The organism is Thioalkalivibrio sp. ALJ12, from assembly GCF_000378305.1.
Lineage (GTDB): Bacteria > Pseudomonadota > Gammaproteobacteria > Ectothiorhodospirales > Ectothiorhodospiraceae > Thioalkalivibrio.
Window position 1 is genome coordinate 1,088,502 of sequence record NZ_KB899538.1, and the last position, 17,469, is coordinate 1,105,970.

Genomic DNA, 17,469 nt, shown 5'->3' on the forward strand with positions numbered 1-17,469 from the left:
TCGCTGATGGGGGTTTTGTAAGAGACCGCCACCAGCGGTCACGGGATTCTTTTGTCTTTTGTAATGCCCCGCGTGCGTTTTTTATTTTTTAAGCACAAGGAGCATTGCAATGAACGACAAGATTCTGGAAATGATTCATGCCGGTGACGTGGGTGCTGCCCGCGACGAGGTGATCCATCCGGTCCCGGCCATTACCGCCAACCGCCTGTCCGAGCTGGACCCGCGTTCGCGCTGGGTGATCCTGGAGGGCGTGGATACCAACGAACGTCGCGCCATCTTCCTGGCGATGGATGACGAAGAGCAGGCGATCCTGTTCGAGCACATGCCCGAGCCGGAGGCCCGCGAGCTGGTCCAGAGCCTGCCGGCCTACACCCTGGCGCGGTCTCTGACGCTGGTGGGCAAGTCCCTGGCGGACGAACTCCTGGATGCCCTCCCCGGGGCCAAGCGCGACAAGGTGCGCGCCCTGTGGCGTCAGGACGAGGACACCGTGGCTCGTGTGATGCGTCGCCCGGTGTTCTGGGTGACCCCGGAAGAGACCGTCAGCGAGGTCACCGCCCGCCTGCGCGACGATCGCAATATGCCGGACGATGTCGGGGCCGCACTGCTGATTACCGATCGCGACCACCACTACAAGGGGCTGGTGCGCCTGGGCCGGATGTTCCGCGCGGAGTCCGGCCAGACGGTTGGGGATCTGATCGAACTGGAGGACTTCTGCACCACGCCCGACGGCGACAAGGTCGAGGCCGCCCGCCTGCTGCAGCGCACGGATCTGCCGTATCTGCCGGTGGTGGATGCCGACGGCGTGCTGGTGGGGGTGCTGCGCATCGACGACGCGATGGACGTGCTCGAGGAAGACACCTCGGAGGACTTCTACAAGAAGGCCGGGATCGGCGACCTGCTGCACCAGAAGGATGTCGTGCGCTCGGAGAAGCTGACCTCCGGCGGGATCGGCTATGCGGTCAAGGTGCGCATGGCCTTCCTGATGGTGACGCTGGCGGGTGGTCTGGCCGTAGGCGGGGTGATCGACTTCTTCGAGGACACCCTGGCGGCGGTGGTCGCGCTGGCCATCTTCATCCCGCTGGTGATGGACATGGGCGGCAACGTTGGCACGCAGTCGACCACGATCTTCGCCCGCGGGCTCGCCCTGGGGCATATCAACCTGGGCCGCTTCTTCCGCGCGCATCTGGTCCGAGAGGGGGGCGTAGGCCTGGCCATGGGGGTTGTGATGGCCGTCATCGCCGGTACCATCGCCCACTTCTGGCAGGGTGCGCCGAACGGCATCCCGGAGCTGGGCATCGTGGTTGGCGTGGCACTGTTTGTCTCGGTGTTTACCGCGTCGATCCTGGGCTTCCTGCTTCCGTGGGTACTGCTGAAGATCGGTGTGGACCATGCGCCAGGCGCGGACCCGTTCATCACGACCATCAAGGATTTCACCGGGCTGGCCGTGTACTTCGGCATGGCCGCCTGGCTGCTGAGTGCGCACATGCCGGCCTGAATGCCGGGGAATCCGAACCGTGTTGCCGGAGACAGAATCCGGCAACACGCCCGTAACGAACGTTTGATAGAAGAGGAATTGACATGAACCATCGAAACTTCCATCGCGGCGTGCTGGCCGCAGCCAGTGTATTCGCCTTCGGCATCTCGGCGGCCCAGGCCGCCGAGGCCGAATTCAACATCGGCGTGTTCACCGACTACATCGACGACGGTGCCTCCAAGTCCGACAACGACCCGGTGGTGCAGGGCGGCTTCGAGCTGGGCTTCCCCACCGGCGTGTTCACCGGTGTGCAGGCCTCCAGCCTGGGCAGTGGCCGTGGCACCGAGATCGTCCCGTTCGTCGGCTATGGCTTCGACGCTGGCCCGATCGGCATCGAATTCGGTTACGAGTACTCCCATTACTCCAGCCTGGATGACGAAGACGAGGGTGAGCTGTTCCTGGGCGCCGATTGGGGGCCGCTGTTCGCCGAGGTGGCGTATGTCGCGCACGCCGACGATCGCGATGCCGAGGGCAGCCGCGTCTGGTTCGTCGGGGCCGGGCACGAGGTGGCCCCGCGTACCGAGCTCTTCGGCGGGCTCGGCTATGACGATCCGGCCGATGACAACGGCGCGAAGTTCTGGGAACTGGGCGCGGCGCACGCGACCGACTTCGGCACCTTCTCGCTCACCTACGCCTCGCGCGACGAGAGCGGTGCTCAGGACCTCTTCGTGGCCGGCTACACTCTGAGCTTCTGACGCGTCCGCTCCGGACACTGACCAGCGGGCCGTCTTCCGGGACTCCGAGCCGGGAGGCGGCCCGTTTTCTTTTGCAGGATCCGAGTCCGGAAAGGAGCGTTGTGACTGCCAGGGCGGGCCCGTAGCTGCCGTTCAGATTGCGCAGCGTTCCCTGCTGCCCGAACGGCTGGCAGATAACCAGCCGCCTGGCAGCGGTGAGCAGACCCGTTTCCCAAAACCGAAGCTCCGGGACAGGGCCCCGGAGCCTGCAAGTACACAAACTGAGCGCGAACCGCTGCACAGGTGCCGCGATGGAAATGATCAATCTCGTAGCAGGCGTCCTGCTGATCCTGTTCGGCCTGCGCTTCCTGCGCAAGGGCTTCGCGCGGGCGATGGGCGGTGACCTGATCGACTGGCTGCAGGGCTTTACCCGCACTCGCCCCCGCGCATGGGTCGGTGGTGTCGCGGGCGGGGTCGTAATGCCCTCGTCGACGGCCGCGGCCCTGCTCTCGGTGCAGATGACCCGCCGCGGGAATGTCGCCTGGGAAAACGTGCTCGCGGTTCTGCTGGGGGCGCAACTGGGCACGACGGCGCTGATCCAGGTGTTGTCCTTCGACCTGCAGGCATTCGCGGGCCTGTTCGTCGCCCTGGGCGCGGCGTTGTTCCTGTACGTCGAGGCCCCACGGCCGCGGGGAATCGGGCAGGCGCTGCTGGCGTTCGGTTTCATGCTGCTGGGGATGGGGCTGCTGGGCGAGGCCGCTCGCTCGCTGGGCAATGATCCCGCCGTGGTCAATCTCTTCGCCGCGCTGGGGCAGCTCCCCCTGCTGTTTCTGATCGGCGCTGCGCTGCTGACGCTGCTGATGCAGAGCGCCACGGCGTCGATTGCGCTCGCGCTTGCGCTGGTCGCAAGCGGGCAGGTGGACCTGACGATGCTTCTGCTGTGGGTACTGGGCGCGAACATCGGTCTGGTGCTGACGGTGTTGGTTGCCGGCTGGGGCGATCGCCAGGGGCGCCGGCTCGGTCTGGCCAATTTTCTGGTCAAGGGGCCGCTGGTGGTCGCGCTCACCGCCGTGTTGCTGACCGTTCCGCTGGCATCGCTGGAGTCGCTGCCCGGTACCCTCCCGCAGCAGGCGGCCTGGGGCCATACCCTGTTCAATCTGGCTGCCTGTGCGGCGATCCTGTTCGCGCCTCTGCTCGGGCGCTGGGTCCGTGTCCTGGTTCCCAAGCCCGCCGCCGAGCCCTCCGCGGCGACCAGTCTCGACCCGCTGCTCCTGCAGAATCCAGCCCTGGCCCTGAACGCCGTGCTGCGTGAGACACTGAAGGTGTTCGATCAGCTGCACCTGATCCGCGAGCGGGCGATGCTCGCGCTGTCCGAGGGTGCGCTTCCGCCCGGGCTCAAGACGGAGATGGATCATCGGCGCTGGCAGATCCTGGAGGTTCGCGACGAACTGGTGGAGTTCCTGGACGGCATCCCCGACGACGCGCTGGATGAGGACGACCAGGTCCTGAAGGAGACTCTGGACGACTTCATGCGCGAACTGCCGGTCATCGTGCGCACGCTGGGTCCGAACCTCTACGAGGATGTCGAGCGCCTCGTGCGGACACATCCCAACGCGCTGGACGCCGCGCGCCCGGTGTTGGCCGAGGCCGCGACGCGGCTCTCGCAGCAGATGAACACCGTGGCGCGGATGCTGATGCGCGAGCGCCCCGAGTTCGGGCGCAAGATCCTGGAACGCAAGCAGGAGAACAGCCGCTGGCTGATCCAGGCGAAGCGCACGCAGATCGGCCTGCCGTACCCGGTCTGGGAGATCCTCGATGACTTCCAGCAGCTCAATCGCCGTCTGAGCGGTGTCGCGTACGTCTACTGCCGCAACGAACCGGAGGTCGAGGCGCTGGACACGTAAGTATGCTTGTTACCGAGCTGATGCGATTCAGGCACCGAGGCACTGGCCAAACAGAAAGGAGAATCCGGATGACGCCGAACAGCTTGCCTCCAATTCAGGCCCCTGCGGTGCCCGAGTTTCGCTCTTTTACGGATGCCGACCAGGCGGTCGCCTGCCTGGAAGAGCTCTACGCGACCGCAACACGATTTCTTGTCGAAGCGTTTGATGGTGTTTCCAGAGGTGAGCTGCCGGCGGCCCGTTTCAGGGCTTGCTATCCGGAAATCCGTTTTTCCACCTCGCGCTTCGATCCGATCGATTCGCGCCTGAGCTTCGGCCACGTAACGGAGCCGGGAACGTATACGACAACGGTGACCCGCCCGGACCTGTTCCGGGATTACCTGCATCAGCAGATCACGTTGCTAATGCAGAACCATGGCGTCCCGGTCAGCGTGGGTCCCTCCACAACGCCGATACCCCTGCAATTTGCCATGGCCGGCAGGGGTGAGGTGAAGCCGCTGGAGCATGACGGGCAGGAGCGCTCGCTGCGCGACCATTTCGATGTGCCGGATCTGGCCACCATGAATGACGAGGCCGCCAATGGTGACGCCGTGGCGCGCGAGGACGGCTCCCTGCCGCTGGCCCTGTTCAGCGCGCAGCGGGTGGATTACTCGCTGGCGCGGATTGCGCATTACACGGGCACTGCGCCCGAGCATTTCCAGAACCACGTCCTGTTTACCAATTACCAGTTCTACATGGACGAGTTCGAGGCCTTCGCCCGTGCACAGCTAAGCGATCCCGGCAGCGGCTACACCGCGCTCGTGGCGCCGGGGGATGTCGTGATCACCGACCCTGACGCGCCGATCCCCGCACGGCCCCGCTTGCCGCAGATGCCGGCCTTCCACCTGCAGCGTCCGGGCGGGGCGGGGGTGACGCTGGTCAATATCGGTGTGGGGCCATCGAATGCGAAAACTGCCACCGACCATATCGCCGTGCTGCGCCCGCGTGCCTGGCTGATGGTGGGTCATTGCGCCGGGCTGCGAAGCTCTCAGGCGCTGGGGGATTTCGTTCTCGCCCATGCCTACCTGCGCGAAGACCACGTGCTCGATGCCGATCTGCCCGTATGGGTGCCGATTCCGGCTTTGGCCGAGATTCAGATCGCGCTTCAGGATGCCGTGGCGGAGATCACGCAGCTCGAAGGCTACGACCTGAAGCAGATCATGCGCACCGGCACGGTAGCCACCATCGACAATCGGAACTGGGAGTTGCGGGAGCAGTCCGGGCCGGTGCAGCGCCTCAGCCAGTCTCGGGCGATCGCCCTGGATATGGAAAGCGCAACCATCGCGGCCAATGGGTTCCGCTTTCGCGTCCCCTACGGGACGCTGCTGTGCGTATCCGACAAGCCGCTTCACGGTGAACTGAAACTGCCAGGCATGGCGTCGAGCTTCTACCGAACACAGGTGTCGCGCCACCTGCAGATCGGGATTCGCGCAATGGAGTCGCTGCGCGACATGCCCATCGAGGAAATCCACAGTCGCAAGCTGCGTTCCTTCAACGAAACGGCGTTCCTGTAGCGCCTCGAGATAGTGGTGCGTCAGGCGGTCTGGCCGTAGCGGCGTTCGATGTAGGCCTCGACGCGGGCCTGGAATTCCTCGGCGATGCGTTCGCCCTTGAGCGTCACGGTCTTCTCGCCGTCCTCGTAGACCGGGGCCACGGGTTGCTCGCCGGTGCCGGGGAGGGAGATGCCGATGTTGGCGTGCTTGCTCTCGCCGGGGCCGTTGACCACGCAGCCCATTACCGCGACGGTCATCTCCTCCACGCCCGGGTACTGTTGCTTCCAGTTGGGCATCTGCTGGCGGATGTAGGACTGGATGTCCTGTGCCAGGTGCTGGAAATACTCGCTGGAGGTGCGGCCGCAGCCGGGGCAGGCCACCACCGACGGCAGGAAGCTGCGCAGCCCCATGCTCTGCAGGATCTCCTGGGCGACCAGGACCTCCTTGGTTCGGTCGCCGCCGGGCTCCGGGGTCAGCGAAATACGGATGGTGTCGCCGATGCCCTGCTGCAGCAGCACGGCCAGGGCGGCGGTGGAGGCGACGATGCCCTTCGTGCCCATGCCGGCCTCGGTCAGCCCGAGGTGCAATGGGTAGTCGCAGCGCGCGGCCAGGTCCTGGTAGACGCTGATCAGCGGCTGCACGCCACTGACCTTGGCCGAGAGGATGATGCGGTCATGGGCCAGACCGATGCGTTCGGCCTCGGCCGCGCTCTCCAGTGCCGAGGCGATCAGCGCCTCCTGCATCACCGCCTCGGGTGCCGCCGGCTCGGCGCGCTGGCTGTTCTCGTCCATCATGCGTGCGAGCAGGGCCTGGTCCAGACTGCCCCAGTTCACGCCGATCCGCACCGGCTTGTCATAGCGGATCGCGGCCTCGATCATCGCGGCGTACTGGGCGTCGCGCTTCGAGCCGCGGCCGACATTCCCGGGATTGATGCGCAGCTTGGCCAGCGCCTCGGCGCACTCCGGGTACTTCGTCAGCAGCTTGTGCCCGTTGAAGTGGAAGTCCCCGACTAGCGGCACGTCCAGCCCCATGGCCTCCAGCCGCTCGCGGATCTCCGGCACCGCCTTCGCCGCGTCCTCGGAGTTCACCGTTATGCGCACGACCTCGGAGCCGGCGCGTGCCAGTTCCGCCACCTGCACGGCGGTGCGCAGGGCGTCGGCAGTATCGGTGTTGGTCATCGACTGCACCATCACCGGGGCATCGCCACCGACGGTGACGTGGCCAATGCGAACGGGGACGGTCTTGCGGCGGGTGGGGGTCGTGTTCATGTTGAGCTATGCGGGGGCGGTATAACGGTGCGCGGAGTGTAACGCAGGCCCCGCCCGCTGCCGAGACGCCGCAGGCGGGACGGGGTTGCCGTAGCTGCTGCAGTTCACGGATTCAGGGCCGCCTTCCACGGCTGGAAGGTCCGGTCGATTGCCTCGCGGCTGGCCGTGTGGCGTGCCTCGACATGCTCGGCGATGGCCTGTTGCCAGGTCATGCGGGTCTCGGTGTGCAGGGCGTCCAGGGCCTCGTGCAGGGCGGCCTCGAGATCCTCGCGGTGGCGCGCCTCGTCGATCCGCAGCAGCACCCAGTCGGTTCCGACCCAGGCGGCGCCGGCGGCCGCGATCCCGCAGCCGAGCGAGACTGGGCCGCTCCAGGCGCAGACCCCCGCGCCCAGGGCCCCCGCACGCCCGGCCCGGGTCAGTGCCGCGCCGCCACTGCGCGCCGCCTGGGCCGCCAGACGGGCCTGGACCGCACGGGCGATCAGCGGGGTGGCCAGCCCCGTCCCGGCGGCGGCCGTGGCTGCCAGGCCCGCGCGCTGTTCCAGCCGGGCGAGATCCGCATCCATTGCACTGGCCAGTTGCTGGGCGCGTTCGATGCGTGCGTGCTGTTCGGTCGGCGACTGCAGGGCCGCCGGCGTGGCGGGTACGCGGGCGTCGGCCATCTCGCGCGTCAGGGCGATGCGCCAGGCATCCCGGACCTTGCGCTGATCCTCGTCCAGGCCCCATTGCGCCCGTTCGGCAAGCGCCTGCAGAGGACCGTCCCAGAGGTCTTCCGGCAGGAGTCGGTCGCGCAGGGCCCGTGTGGCCGCGTCGTCTTCGGCCGTGCCCAGCCACTGGGCGCCGCGGAGCAACAGGCGCTGATACTCCGCACCCAGCGAGAAGTACCAGTCCGCGACCTCGGGCACGCGGTCATGCAGGGTCTGGAAGTGCTGGTCCAGTTCGTGATCGATCCGGGTCTGCCACTGGCTTCGGACCTGCTCGTCACCGGCCTCCAGCCACTCCAGCGAGAAGCGCTCCAGGCGGCTCAGCCGGTCGCGGTCGAGCCGATAGCGCTCGCCCTCGAACTCCAGCTCGACATGTGCCTGGTCATCCCACTGGCGCGGTTCGTGGCGATCGACCTGGGCCAGGAACGCGGCCGCCGCGAGGGCAGTCAGCGCGAACCAGACCAGGGTCCGCAGGAATCTACGGTTGCGCGGGGTCATCGCCGGGATCACGGGGCGGGAGCAGCCCGTTGGCCAGCAGCAGGAAGCCGGCGGCCAAAAATGCCTGTTCGATCAATAGCAGCGACCAGGCCACCAGCACCGGCAGCGGCTGGGCGCCAGGCGGCAGCCACTGCTGGCCAAGCCACAGGCGCAGCCCGTCCTGGGCCGCGGCCAGTTGCAGCCCGATCTCCAGCACGGCGCTTCGGGCCCCTTCGTGCTCCACCATGAACCAGATCACCTGTTCCAGCGAGGCGCCGGAAAGGTCCGGATACCAGCCACGCAGGGCCAGCATCAGCAACGCCAGTGTCAGCCCGCCGCCGGTGATCCACAAGGCGCCGCGCCGGGCCAGCTCCGGGGCCAGCCGCGGGTGCGCATGACCGGCGATCAGCCGGGCAAAGGCGGCCTCCAGCACGACCAGTGCCAGCGCGCCCGCGACCAGGACCGCCCACACCGCCGGGGTCTGGATGCGGGCCAAGGCCAGGACCAGCAGCCCGCCCAACAGAGCCCCCACGACCAGGTGGCGCAATGCCATCAGCGGGCCCCCGCGCAGGCGTTCGCTCCACGGGCTGCCCGCATCCAGATAGCCGCGCAGGAACGCCGCCCGGCGCAACCGGTGGCGGCGAAAGCCGCCGTAGCCGATCAGCAGGGTCGCCCCGATCCACAGGGCCAGGATCACCGCTTCGGGCGCCACGCGCAGGTTCAGGTGGAGCAGCCACAGCCCCATCAGCAGGAGCACCAGCGTGAACAGCTGGCGGGCGGCATTGGCCGGCGCCCGGGTGGGCACCGCGGCGGCGGGGGCAGTGGCGGACATGCGTGACTCCGCAAGGGATGTCTCCCGATGGTAGCAAGCGCGGGCGTCGCGCGATGCAGGAAGAAGCCGTTCTGGTGCGGTTCAGGTGGTCAGGGTATAACCGGGGCATGCCACGCATCGCCGTCATTATTCTCCTTTGTCTGCTCGCCGCGCCGGTAGCGGCGGAGGACTGGCAACTGCATGCCGTGTTCGGCAATCAGGTCGTGCTGTCGGTCGACGGCGAGCGCGCGCTGGTCGGCGAGGGCGAGACCGGGCCGGGCGGGGTGCGGGTACTGCGCATCTCCGGCAGTGGCGCGGTGGTCGAGCGCGCCGGCGAGCGTCGCGAACTTCAGGTGGAAAGACGCCCCCGCGGCGCCGGTGCGCCCCAGGTCGACCGGCGTGGCGCCGGGGTCAGCGTACATCGGGATTCGGCGGGCGAGCACGCGGTTACCGGCGGGGTCAACGGTCAGGCGGTGACCTTCGTGATTGATCCCGAGGCCGAGTGGGTGCTGCTGCGCGAACGCGATGCCCGGCGCGCGGGTCTCGATCCGGATCGCGGGGAGTCGGTCCGTGTTGGACGCGCCCGCGGAAGGGTAGAGGGGCGTTCGCTGCGCGTTGACCGCTTGCAACTGGGGCATCTGGCCCGCGATGACGTCCCGGTGATCGTCCTGGCCGACGAGGACCTGCCGCGCTCGCGTCTGGGTCAGGCGTTCCTGGATGCCTTCGAGGTCGAGTTCGATGGCGGGGCTTACACCATCCGGCCGTAAGCTCCCTGCCAGGTGGATTCGCGTTAGGATGCCGCAAGTCCACCACTGCTGATCCCCTATGCCGCTGATCCGGCGTCACCCCGTCGATGCCCCCGCCCCGCGCCGCGAGATCTTTGGCTGGGCGATGTTCGACTTCGCCAACCAGGCCTACACGCTGCTGATCATCACGGTGATCTTCGGCGATCTGTTCACCCGCATCATCGTCGGTGACGGGCCGGACTACCGGCTGGGCAATCTGCTGTGGAGCCTGGCCCTGGCGATCAGCTACGGGATGGTGGTGATCGCTGCCCCGTTCGCCGGTGCGATCATGGATGCCACGGCCTCGCGCAAGCGCTTCCTGATGGCCTCCTGGATGCTGACCGTGATCGCCACGGCGATGCTCTACTTCGTCGAGCCGGGGCTGGTGGTCTTCGGCATGGCGCTGATTATCGCCTCCAACTTTGGCTACGCGATTGGAGAGTCCTTTATCGCCAGCTTCCTGCCCAGTCTCGGGCCGCCGGAGAAGCTTGGCTGGATCTCCGGGCTCGGCTGGGGCATGGGCTATGTCGGCGGGCTGATTGCCACCGCCTTTGCCCTGGGCCTGCTGGGTGACGTCAGCGAGGAGAACTTCGAGCGCATCCGCTGGGTGGGACCGTTCGCCGCGGCCTTCTTCCTGATCTCCGCGATCCCGACCTTCCTGTTCCTGAAAGAGCGTGGTACGCGTCGGCGCATGCGCCGACGGCTGCAACTGGGGCTTGGCTGGCGCCGCGTGCGCGAGGCGCTGGTGACCCTGGGCCAGCGCCGCGAGCTGCGCGCGCTGTATGTGTCCATCTTCTTCATGATGGCCGGGATTTACATCATCATCTCCTTCACCTTCATCTACGGCTCGCAGGTGATCCAGTGGGAGGAGTCGGTGCGCATCGCGATGTTCGTGATCACCCAGGTCACGGCGATCATTGGGGCGATCGGGTTTGGCTTCCTGATGGACCGCGTCGGACCGGTGCGTATCTACCGCATCACCCTCGTGCTGTGGGCGCTGGCGGTGCTGGCGATCTTCGGCACCTCGGCCATTGCACAGTGGCTGAGCGCGTTGCTGGGCCAGCCGGTCGAGGCGCAGATGGTGTTTCTCGGGGTCGGGATTATTGCCGGGCTGTGTCTTGGGGCTGCACAGTCGGCCGGGCGCGCTCTGGTGGGCATGATGGTGCCGGTACGCGAGGCGGGGCGCTGGTTTGGCTTCTGGGCGCTGTCGGCGCGGGCGGCCGCGATCTTTGGCCTGGTCGGGATTGGCCTGTTGCAGGCCTGGCTGGGGCTGGCCAATGCGATCCTGTTCTGTCTGTTCTTGTTCGTGGCCGCGCTGCTGGCCTCGATTCCGTTGCATCTCGCCCGGCGCAACCGCGAGCCCGATACGGCCTGACTCGAAGGGCAGTCGCGCTGCCCTAATCGTGGTCACGGGCCGGGATGCGCGGGTCCTCCACCTCGTTTTCGTCCAGCATTTCGGTGTCCAGCATGAAGCCGATTGCGGCGTCGCTGATGCCGTTGATCACGAATTGCACGGCCAGTACCGCCAGGATCAGGCCGAAGACCTTGGTCAGGATGTCCTTCCCGGTGTCGCCCAGGTACTGGACGATGTAGCGCGAATAGATCATCGCGTAGTAGCAGGCCACCATGCAGGCCAGTACGCCGAGGAACACGAGCCCCGTGTGATAGACCGTCGGGGCCTCGCTGGTCAGGATCATCACCGTGGCGATCGCACCCGGACCGCTCATGAACGGGATCGCCAGCGGGATCACCGAGATATCCTCGGTCACGTGCCCCTTGTCGGCCTTCACCTCTTCGGCGGTCTCCTTTTCGGTCGCTCCCTTCTGCCGAATCATGCCGATCGCGATGCCGAACAGGATGATGCCGCCGGCGATGCGAAACGCGGCCAGGGTGATTCCGAACAACTGGAAGATCACCCCGCCCAGCAGGGCGAAGGCGAACAGCAGGGAGGTGGCTACCTTCACCGAACGCAGCGCGATCGCGCGCCGTTTCTCCTCAGAGGCGCGTGGCAGCATCGCCGTGAAGATGAACGCTGTGGTCAGCGGGTTCACGATCACGAACACCGCCAGGAAGGTGACGACGAGGTATTCCAGCAGTACGAGCATGACTGGATCTTAGGCCGGAAGCCGGAAGGTTGCGAGATAAGCTTGCGCAGGCGGCCTGATCACACCGATCGCCACGGCACTGCGCACCTCGCGATGACGGTGCCCTTTTGGTGTCATTGCGAGGAGCCAAGCGACGAAGCAATCACCTGACGCTTGCGGGGCGCCCGAAATTCGGTTCCGGTGGTTCCGGACGGAAGTTGCCGCGCCCCCGGCGGAATCTCGCGATGACGGTGCCCCCTTCGCGTCATTGCGAGGAGCAGCGCGACGAAGCAATCTCCATGGGAAGCCCCGACGCCGGACCGTCGCGTGCATGGGCAGGGACAGGGCCCGGTCGTTATACTCTGCGCGCATGAAGAAACGCCTGCACCCTGAATCCTTCCCGACCCTCGAGCATTTTGTCGGCAATACGCCGCTGGTGCGCCTGCAGCGCATGGCGGCGGATCTGCCGTCCACCGTGCTGGTGAAGCTCGAGGGCAACAATCCCGCCGGTTCGGTCAAGGACCGGCCCGCACTGAACATGATCCAGGCAGCCGAGCGCCGCGGCGACATCCAGCCCGGCGATACCCTGATCGAGGCCACCAGCGGCAATACCGGCATCGCGCTGGCGATGGTCGCGGCGATGAAGGGCTATCGCATGATCCTGGTGATGCCGGACAACATGTCCGCCGAGCGCCGCGCCTCGATGAAGGCCTTTGGCGCCGAGCTGGTGCTGGTCTCGCGCGAGGAGAGCATGGAGGGCGCGCGCGATCTGGCCGACCGCATGGAGGCCGAGGGCAAGGGCCGAGTGCTGAACCAGTTCGGCAACCCGGACAACCCCGAGGCCCACTACATCGGCACCGGGCCGGAGATCTGGCGCGACACCGAGGGCACGGTGACCCATTTTGTTTCCGCTATGGGGACCACCGGCACCATCATGGGCGTGTCGCGCTATCTGAAGGAGCGCGACCCCAGTGTGCAGATCGTCGGCGTGCAGCCCACCGAGGGATCGTCGATCCCCGGTATCCGGCGCTGGCCGGAGGCGTACCTGCCGACGATCTTCGAGGCCTCGCGGGTGGACCAGACCGTGGACGTGACCCAGGAGGAGGCCGAGGACACCATGCGCCGGCTGGCCGCCGAGGAGGGCATCTTCGCGGGTGTCTCCTCCGGGGGTTCCGTGGCCGCGGCCCTGAAGCTTGCGGCCGCGATCGAGGGCGGCACCTTCGTCGCGATCATCTGTGACCGCGGCGACCGCTACATCTCCACCGGCGTGTTTCCGTCATGAGTGCCCCGGTCCTGATCTTCGACCTCGAGACCGTCCCCGACATCGACGGCGCCCGGCGCCTGCACGACTTCGAGGGCCTGAGCGATCACGAGGTGGCGGAGGCGCTGTTCGCCCTGCGCCGCGCGCAGGCCGGCACGGAGTTCCTCAAGCACCCGCTGCACCGCATCGTCTCCATCGGCGTGCTCTATCAGGGCGGCGACGCGCTGAAGCTCTCCGCCTTCGGGCGCGAAGGCGAGGACGGACAGGCGCCCAGCGAGGCCGATCTCCTGCGCCAGTTCTTCGACGTGATCGACAAGCGTACGCCTCAGCTGGTGAGCTGGAACGGCGGTGGCTTCGACCTGCCGGTGCTGCACTACCGCGCGCTGGTCAACGGCGTGCAGGCCCCGCGCTACTGGGAGCAGGGCGACGACGACCGCGAGTTTCGCTACAACAACTACCTGTCGCGCTTCCACTGGCGACACGTGGATCTGATGGACGTGCTCGCGGGCTTTCAGGGCCGCGCGGTTACCAGCTTGGACATGATGGCTAGCCTGCTGGGCTTCCCCGGCAAGCTGGGCATGGATGGCTCGAAGGTCTGGCCGGCCTGGCGTGACGGTCGCCAGGCCGAGATCCACGACTACGTGGAGCACGACGTGCTGAACACCTATCTGGTCTGGCTGCGCTTCGAGTACATGCGCGGCAACCTGACCGACGCCGCGCTGGCCAGCCGTCAGCAGCAGCTGGCCGAGTACCTGGGTAGCACCGATACCGCACACCACCACGAATTCCTCGACGCCTGGCAGCCGGCCGGACGCGCGGACTGATGGCGCGCATCGACAAGACCCCGTTCGAGGCCACCATCGAGGAGGTCACGCTGGACGGTCAGGGCGTGATCCGCCGTGATGGCAAAGCCTGCTTCATCCACGGGGCGCTGAAGGGCGAGCGGGTGATGGCCGTGCAGACCGGGCGCAAGCGCCGTTTCGATTCCGCCGAGGTGGTCGAGGTGCTGGAGCCGGCCCCGGGCCGGGTCGAGCCGCCCTGCGAGTTCTTCGGCCTGTGCGGCGGCTGCAAGCTGCAGCATGCGTCGATCGAGACGCAGCGTGCGATCAAGGAGCAGGCCCTGTTCGATGCCCTGGAGCGTATCGGCCACGTGACTGCCGAGGCCCGCTTCGAGCCGCTGACCGACACGACCCTCGGCTACCGGCGCACCGCGCGGCTGGGGGCGAAGTACGTGCCGAAGAAGGGCGGGGTGCTGGTCGGCTTTCGCGAGCGCGGCAGCCCGTATCTGGCCGAGATGACCCACTGCGAGGTGCTGCACCCGGCGGTGGGGCAGCGCATCCGGGCCCTGCGGGAGCTGATCGGTGGTCTGGAGGCACGCGATCGTCTGCCGCAGATCGAGGTCGCGGTGGACGATGACGAGCGCGTGGCGCTGATCTTCCGCAACCTGGATCCGCTGTCGGAGGCGGACAGCGCGCGCCTGTCCGCCTGGGCGGAGGCCGAGGGCATTCAGGTGTATCTGCAGCCCGGCGGCCCGGACACGGTGGAACCGCTGGCCGGGCCGATCGAGCCGCTGGTCTATCGCCACCCGGACTACGACGTGTCGGTCCCGTTCATGCCGACGGACTTCATCCAGGTGCATGCCGGGATCAACCGCAAGATGGTCCCGCAGGCGCTGGCCGCGCTGGACCTGCATCCGGGCCAGCGGGTGCTGGATCTGTTCTGCGGGCTGGGCAACTTCACCCTGCCGCTGGCGCGCAGCGTGTTGGATGGCGAGGTGGCCGGCGAAGTAGTTGGCGTCGAGGTGGACGACGCGATGCTGGCACGGGCGCGCGCCAATGCCCGCGACCAGGGCATCGCCAACACCCGCTACGAACGCGCCGACCTGGACGACGTGGAGGCCCTGAAGAACGCCGCATGGCTGCACGAGCGCGCCGACCGCGTGCTGCTGGACCCGCCGCGCACCGGCGCGGCTGCGGCGATCGAGGCGCTGGCGCCGCAGGGCATCGAGCGCATGGTCTATGTTTCCTGCAACCCGGCCACGCTCGCCCGTGACGCCGAGCGCCTGGTGCATCATCATGGCTATCGCCTGGAGCGGGCCGGGATCATGGATATGTTCCCGCATACCGCCCATGTGGAATCCATGGCCGTGTTCCGGCGCGACTGACGCGCCGGCCCGACGAGCCAAGAGGGAGAGACTGAATGCTGGAGATCGTACAGGCGGGCGGCTGGCTGATGCTGCCGATCCTGCTGTGTTCCGTACTCGCGGTGGCCATCGTGCTGGAGCGGCTGTGGACGCTGCGCCGCTCGCGCGTGGTCCCGCCGCGCCTGCTGACCTCGGTGTGGGAGCAGATGCGCACGCAGGGCCTCAAGCTCGACGACATCCAGCGCCTGCGCGCGGGTTCGCCGCTGGGCGCGATCCTGGCCGCCGGTCTTGCCACCCATGACCGTGCGCGCCAGATCACCCAGGAGAGCATCGAGGAGGCCGGCCGTCGGGTGGCCCACGAACTCGAGCGCTACATGAATACGCTGGGCACCATCGCGATGATCACCCCGCTGCTGGGCCTGCTCGGCACCGTGGTCGGGATGATCGAGGTCTTCACCGTGATCACCGAGATCGGCGTGGGCAGCCCGCGTGATCTGGCCGGGGGCATCTCCCAGGCCCTGATCACCACCGCCGCCGGCATCGGCGTGGCGATCCCGGCACTGGCCTTCCATCGCTACTTCCGGGGCCGCATTGACGAGCTGGTGCTGGAGATGGAGCAGGAGGCGACCAAGCTGGTCGAGGTGATCCACGGCGAGCGGGACGCAACCGCCGCCACGCCGGAAGGCGGAGTCACCGCGTGAACTTTCGCAGGCCGCACCATGACGAGCCGGGCGTCAATCTGACGCCGCTGATCGATGTGGTGTTTCTGCTGCTGATCTTCTTCATGGTCTCGACCACCTTCGATCAGCACGCGGACATCGAACTGACCCTGCCCTCGGCCGACCGCGAGGCCGAAGTGGTCGAGCGGGCCTGGCTGGATATCGTGGTGGATGCCGACGGCAACTACTTCGTGGATGGCCAGGAGCTGGTCAACCGCCGCGCCGAGACCCTGGAACGCGTGCTGTCCGAGGCGCGCGAGGGGCGCGAGGATGATCCCGTGCTGATCCGCGCCGACGCCAATACCTCGCATCAGTCGGTGGTGCGCGCGCTCGACGTGGTCGGGCGCCTGGGCATTACCTCGGTCTCGATCGCGACCCTGGGTGAACGCGACGACGATGACTGAGGGGCCACGCGAAGATGCCGCCTTCGGGGCTGCGCATGGGAGATGAGGCGGCGGGCTACGGTGATCGCCCGCTGCCGGTCTGGCGTGCCGTCTGGCGCGATTATCGCCAGGGCAACGGAGCGCGGGCGCGGGCGCGCCGCGGTTTTCTGAGCCCGCCCGCCGAGCGCGGGCGTCTGGTCTGGATCAAGGCTGGTGGCACCGCCGAGGATGTACGTCTGGGCATCGAGCTGCTGGGTGCGGTGCGCGACAAGCGTCAGGACGTGCGCATCGTGCTGACCTTCGAGCAGGACTACCCCGAGCTGTTCGAGCGCCACATGCAGCCATTCAAGAAGGTCGGCGTGGGCTATGGGCCCAGCGATCGCCCGCGCGTGGTGCGCCGTGTCCTGGATCGCTTCCAGCCCCACGGCATCCTCCTGGCCGGGGGCGGTGCCCCGCGCAGCCTGCTGGCACAGGCCCGATGCCCGGTGACCGCAGTCAATACGCGACCCCCGCAGTGGCAACCCGCGCGGCCAGTGGACCAGTGTTGGCCCCTGAACACATCCACGAGCTGGGCGGACGGTGCGGCGGCCGATGTCCTGCCGGTCGCCGACCCCCAGGCGCGTTTTGTCGAGGCTCAGGCGGACGTGGTCCTGCGCGCCCTGGTCGGCGGGGAGGTGCAGCGGCTTTGGTGGTGGCATGGACGTGACGACCAGTGGTCGGCATGGCGCGCGGCCTGGGAGGCATCCGGCATGGGGGCGACCGATATCCTGCTGGCCAGCCGCCGGGGTGGGGCGGCGGCGACCGCGCGCGATCTCCCGGGGGCCGGGCTGCGGGTCTCGGACTGGGATCGCTCGGCTCTGGCGCCGGGGACCGTCCTGCATCTGGATGACCGGCGCTGGTTTGCGGCAGCGGCCAGCGCCGCGCATGCGATACACCTGGCCGCCCCCGACCGTCAGGCCCTCTGGCAGGGACTGGCGGGGGGTGCGGCCGTGAGCCTGGGAGAGGCGCCGGCCACCGAGGTGCCATGCCCGGTGCTGGAAGATGCCTCCGCCGTGCTGGAGGCCTGGGCGCGCCTGCGGGACGACCCTGCCGCCCGGCGCCAGCAGGGTGACGCGGCCCGTCGGCGCTTCTGGGAGGAGCGCCGGCAGGTGGACGCCAACTTCGATGCCGTGCTGCGGCGGGTCTGGGACTGGTAG

The 17,469-nt window shown here is 67.7% G+C and carries 16 protein-coding genes; 12 read left to right on the forward strand and 4 right to left on the reverse strand.

What is annotated here, in order from left to right:
• Positions 1 to 109: 109 nt before the first annotated feature.
• The 4 genes from mgtE to F467_RS0105220 all read left to right on the forward strand — a co-directional run bounded on the left by mgtE (position 110) and on the right by F467_RS0105220 (position 5,662).
• Positions 110 to 1,495, forward strand: a complete 1,386-nt coding sequence (mgtE, locus tag F467_RS0105205; RefSeq protein WP_018138779.1) for a magnesium transporter — start codon at positions 110 to 112, stop codon at positions 1,493 to 1,495.
• 83 nt (positions 1,496 to 1,578) lie between these two features.
• Positions 1,579 to 2,229 (forward strand): TorF family putative porin, encoded by a 651-nt coding sequence (locus F467_RS0105210; RefSeq protein ID WP_018138778.1) that lies wholly within the window; start codon positions 1,579 to 1,581, stop codon positions 2,227 to 2,229.
• 290 nt (positions 2,230 to 2,519) lie between these two features.
• Complete coding sequence (locus F467_RS0105215; protein ID WP_018138777.1) at positions 2,520 to 4,112, forward strand: Na/Pi cotransporter family protein; 1,593 nt, start codon at positions 2,520 to 2,522, stop codon at positions 4,110 to 4,112.
• A gap of 68 nt (positions 4,113 to 4,180) precedes the next feature.
• Positions 4,181 to 5,662, forward strand: coding sequence for an AMP nucleosidase (locus tag F467_RS0105220; RefSeq protein ID WP_018138776.1), 1,482 nt, complete (start codon positions 4,181 to 4,183; stop codon positions 5,660 to 5,662).
• 20 nt (positions 5,663 to 5,682) lie between these two features.
• Here the strand turns inward: F467_RS0105220 and ispG are convergent, their stop codons facing one another.
• The 3 genes from ispG to F467_RS0105235 all read right to left on the reverse strand — a co-directional run bounded on the left by ispG (position 5,683) and on the right by F467_RS0105235 (position 8,919).
• Positions 5,683 to 6,909, reverse strand: coding sequence for a flavodoxin-dependent (E)-4-hydroxy-3-methylbut-2-enyl-diphosphate synthase (gene ispG / locus F467_RS0105225; RefSeq protein ID WP_018138775.1), 1,227 nt, complete (start codon positions 6,907 to 6,909; stop codon positions 5,683 to 5,685).
• Between the two features lie 104 nt (positions 6,910 to 7,013).
• Positions 7,014 to 8,108, reverse strand: coding sequence for a hypothetical protein (locus F467_RS0105230; RefSeq protein WP_020404935.1), 1,095 nt, complete (start codon positions 8,106 to 8,108; stop codon positions 7,014 to 7,016).
• Positions 8,089 to 8,919 carry a hypothetical protein gene (locus F467_RS0105235; protein ID WP_018138773.1) on the reverse strand — a complete coding sequence of 277 codons (831 nt, stop codon included), beginning with the start codon at positions 8,917 to 8,919 and terminating at the stop codon, positions 8,089 to 8,091. Before F467_RS0105235 ends, F467_RS0105230 begins: the two co-directional genes overlap by 20 nt.
• Positions 8,920 to 9,026: 107 nt before the next feature.
• On the opposite strand from F467_RS0105235, the gene F467_RS0105240 reads away from it, so the two are divergent.
• Both F467_RS0105240 and F467_RS0105245 read left to right on the forward strand, forming a co-directional pair.
• Positions 9,027 to 9,665: a TIGR02281 family clan AA aspartic protease gene (locus F467_RS0105240; RefSeq protein ID WP_018138772.1), complete on the forward strand. Its 639-nt coding sequence runs from the start codon at positions 9,027 to 9,029 to the stop codon at positions 9,663 to 9,665.
• A 58-nt stretch (positions 9,666 to 9,723) separates the two neighbouring features.
• Positions 9,724 to 11,058, forward strand: a complete 1,335-nt coding sequence (locus F467_RS0105245; protein WP_018138771.1) for an MFS transporter — start codon at positions 9,724 to 9,726, stop codon at positions 11,056 to 11,058.
• Between the two features lie 22 nt (positions 11,059 to 11,080).
• On the opposite strand, the gene F467_RS0105250 is transcribed toward F467_RS0105245, so the two are convergent.
• Entirely contained in the window at positions 11,081 to 11,788 is a 708-nt protein-coding gene (locus tag F467_RS0105250; RefSeq protein WP_018138770.1) for a MarC family protein, read from the reverse strand.
• A 349-nt stretch (positions 11,789 to 12,137) separates the two neighbouring features.
• Between F467_RS0105250 and cysM the strand changes: the two genes are divergently transcribed.
• The 6 genes from cysM to F467_RS0105280 are packed head-to-tail and all read left to right on the forward strand — an operon-like array spanning position 12,138 to position 17,469.
• Positions 12,138 to 13,049 (forward strand): cysteine synthase CysM, encoded by a 912-nt coding sequence (cysM, locus tag F467_RS0105255; protein WP_018138769.1) that lies wholly within the window; start codon positions 12,138 to 12,140, stop codon positions 13,047 to 13,049.
• Entirely contained in the window at positions 13,046 to 13,852 is an 807-nt protein-coding gene (locus F467_RS0105260; protein ID WP_018138768.1) for a 3'-5' exonuclease, read from the forward strand. Before cysM ends, F467_RS0105260 begins: the two co-directional genes overlap by 4 nt.
• Positions 13,852 to 15,192, forward strand: a complete 1,341-nt coding sequence (gene rlmD, locus F467_RS0105265; protein WP_018138767.1) for a 23S rRNA (uracil(1939)-C(5))-methyltransferase RlmD — start codon at positions 13,852 to 13,854, stop codon at positions 15,190 to 15,192. The genes F467_RS0105260 and rlmD overlap by 1 nt, the downstream gene beginning before the upstream one ends.
• Before the next feature lie 35 nt (positions 15,193 to 15,227).
• Positions 15,228 to 15,872 carry a MotA/TolQ/ExbB proton channel family protein gene (locus F467_RS0105270; RefSeq protein ID WP_018138766.1) on the forward strand — a complete coding sequence of 215 codons (645 nt, stop codon included), beginning with the start codon at positions 15,228 to 15,230 and terminating at the stop codon, positions 15,870 to 15,872.
• Positions 15,869 to 16,294 carry a biopolymer transporter ExbD gene (locus tag F467_RS0105275; RefSeq protein ID WP_018138765.1) on the forward strand — a complete coding sequence of 142 codons (426 nt, stop codon included), beginning with the start codon at positions 15,869 to 15,871 and terminating at the stop codon, positions 16,292 to 16,294. The genes F467_RS0105270 and F467_RS0105275 overlap by 4 nt, the downstream gene beginning before the upstream one ends.
• A 35-nt stretch (positions 16,295 to 16,329) precedes the next feature.
• A complete protein-coding gene (locus tag F467_RS0105280; protein WP_018994331.1) occupies positions 16,330 to 17,469 on the forward strand; it encodes a glycosyltransferase N-terminal domain-containing protein in 1,140 nt (379 codons plus the stop codon).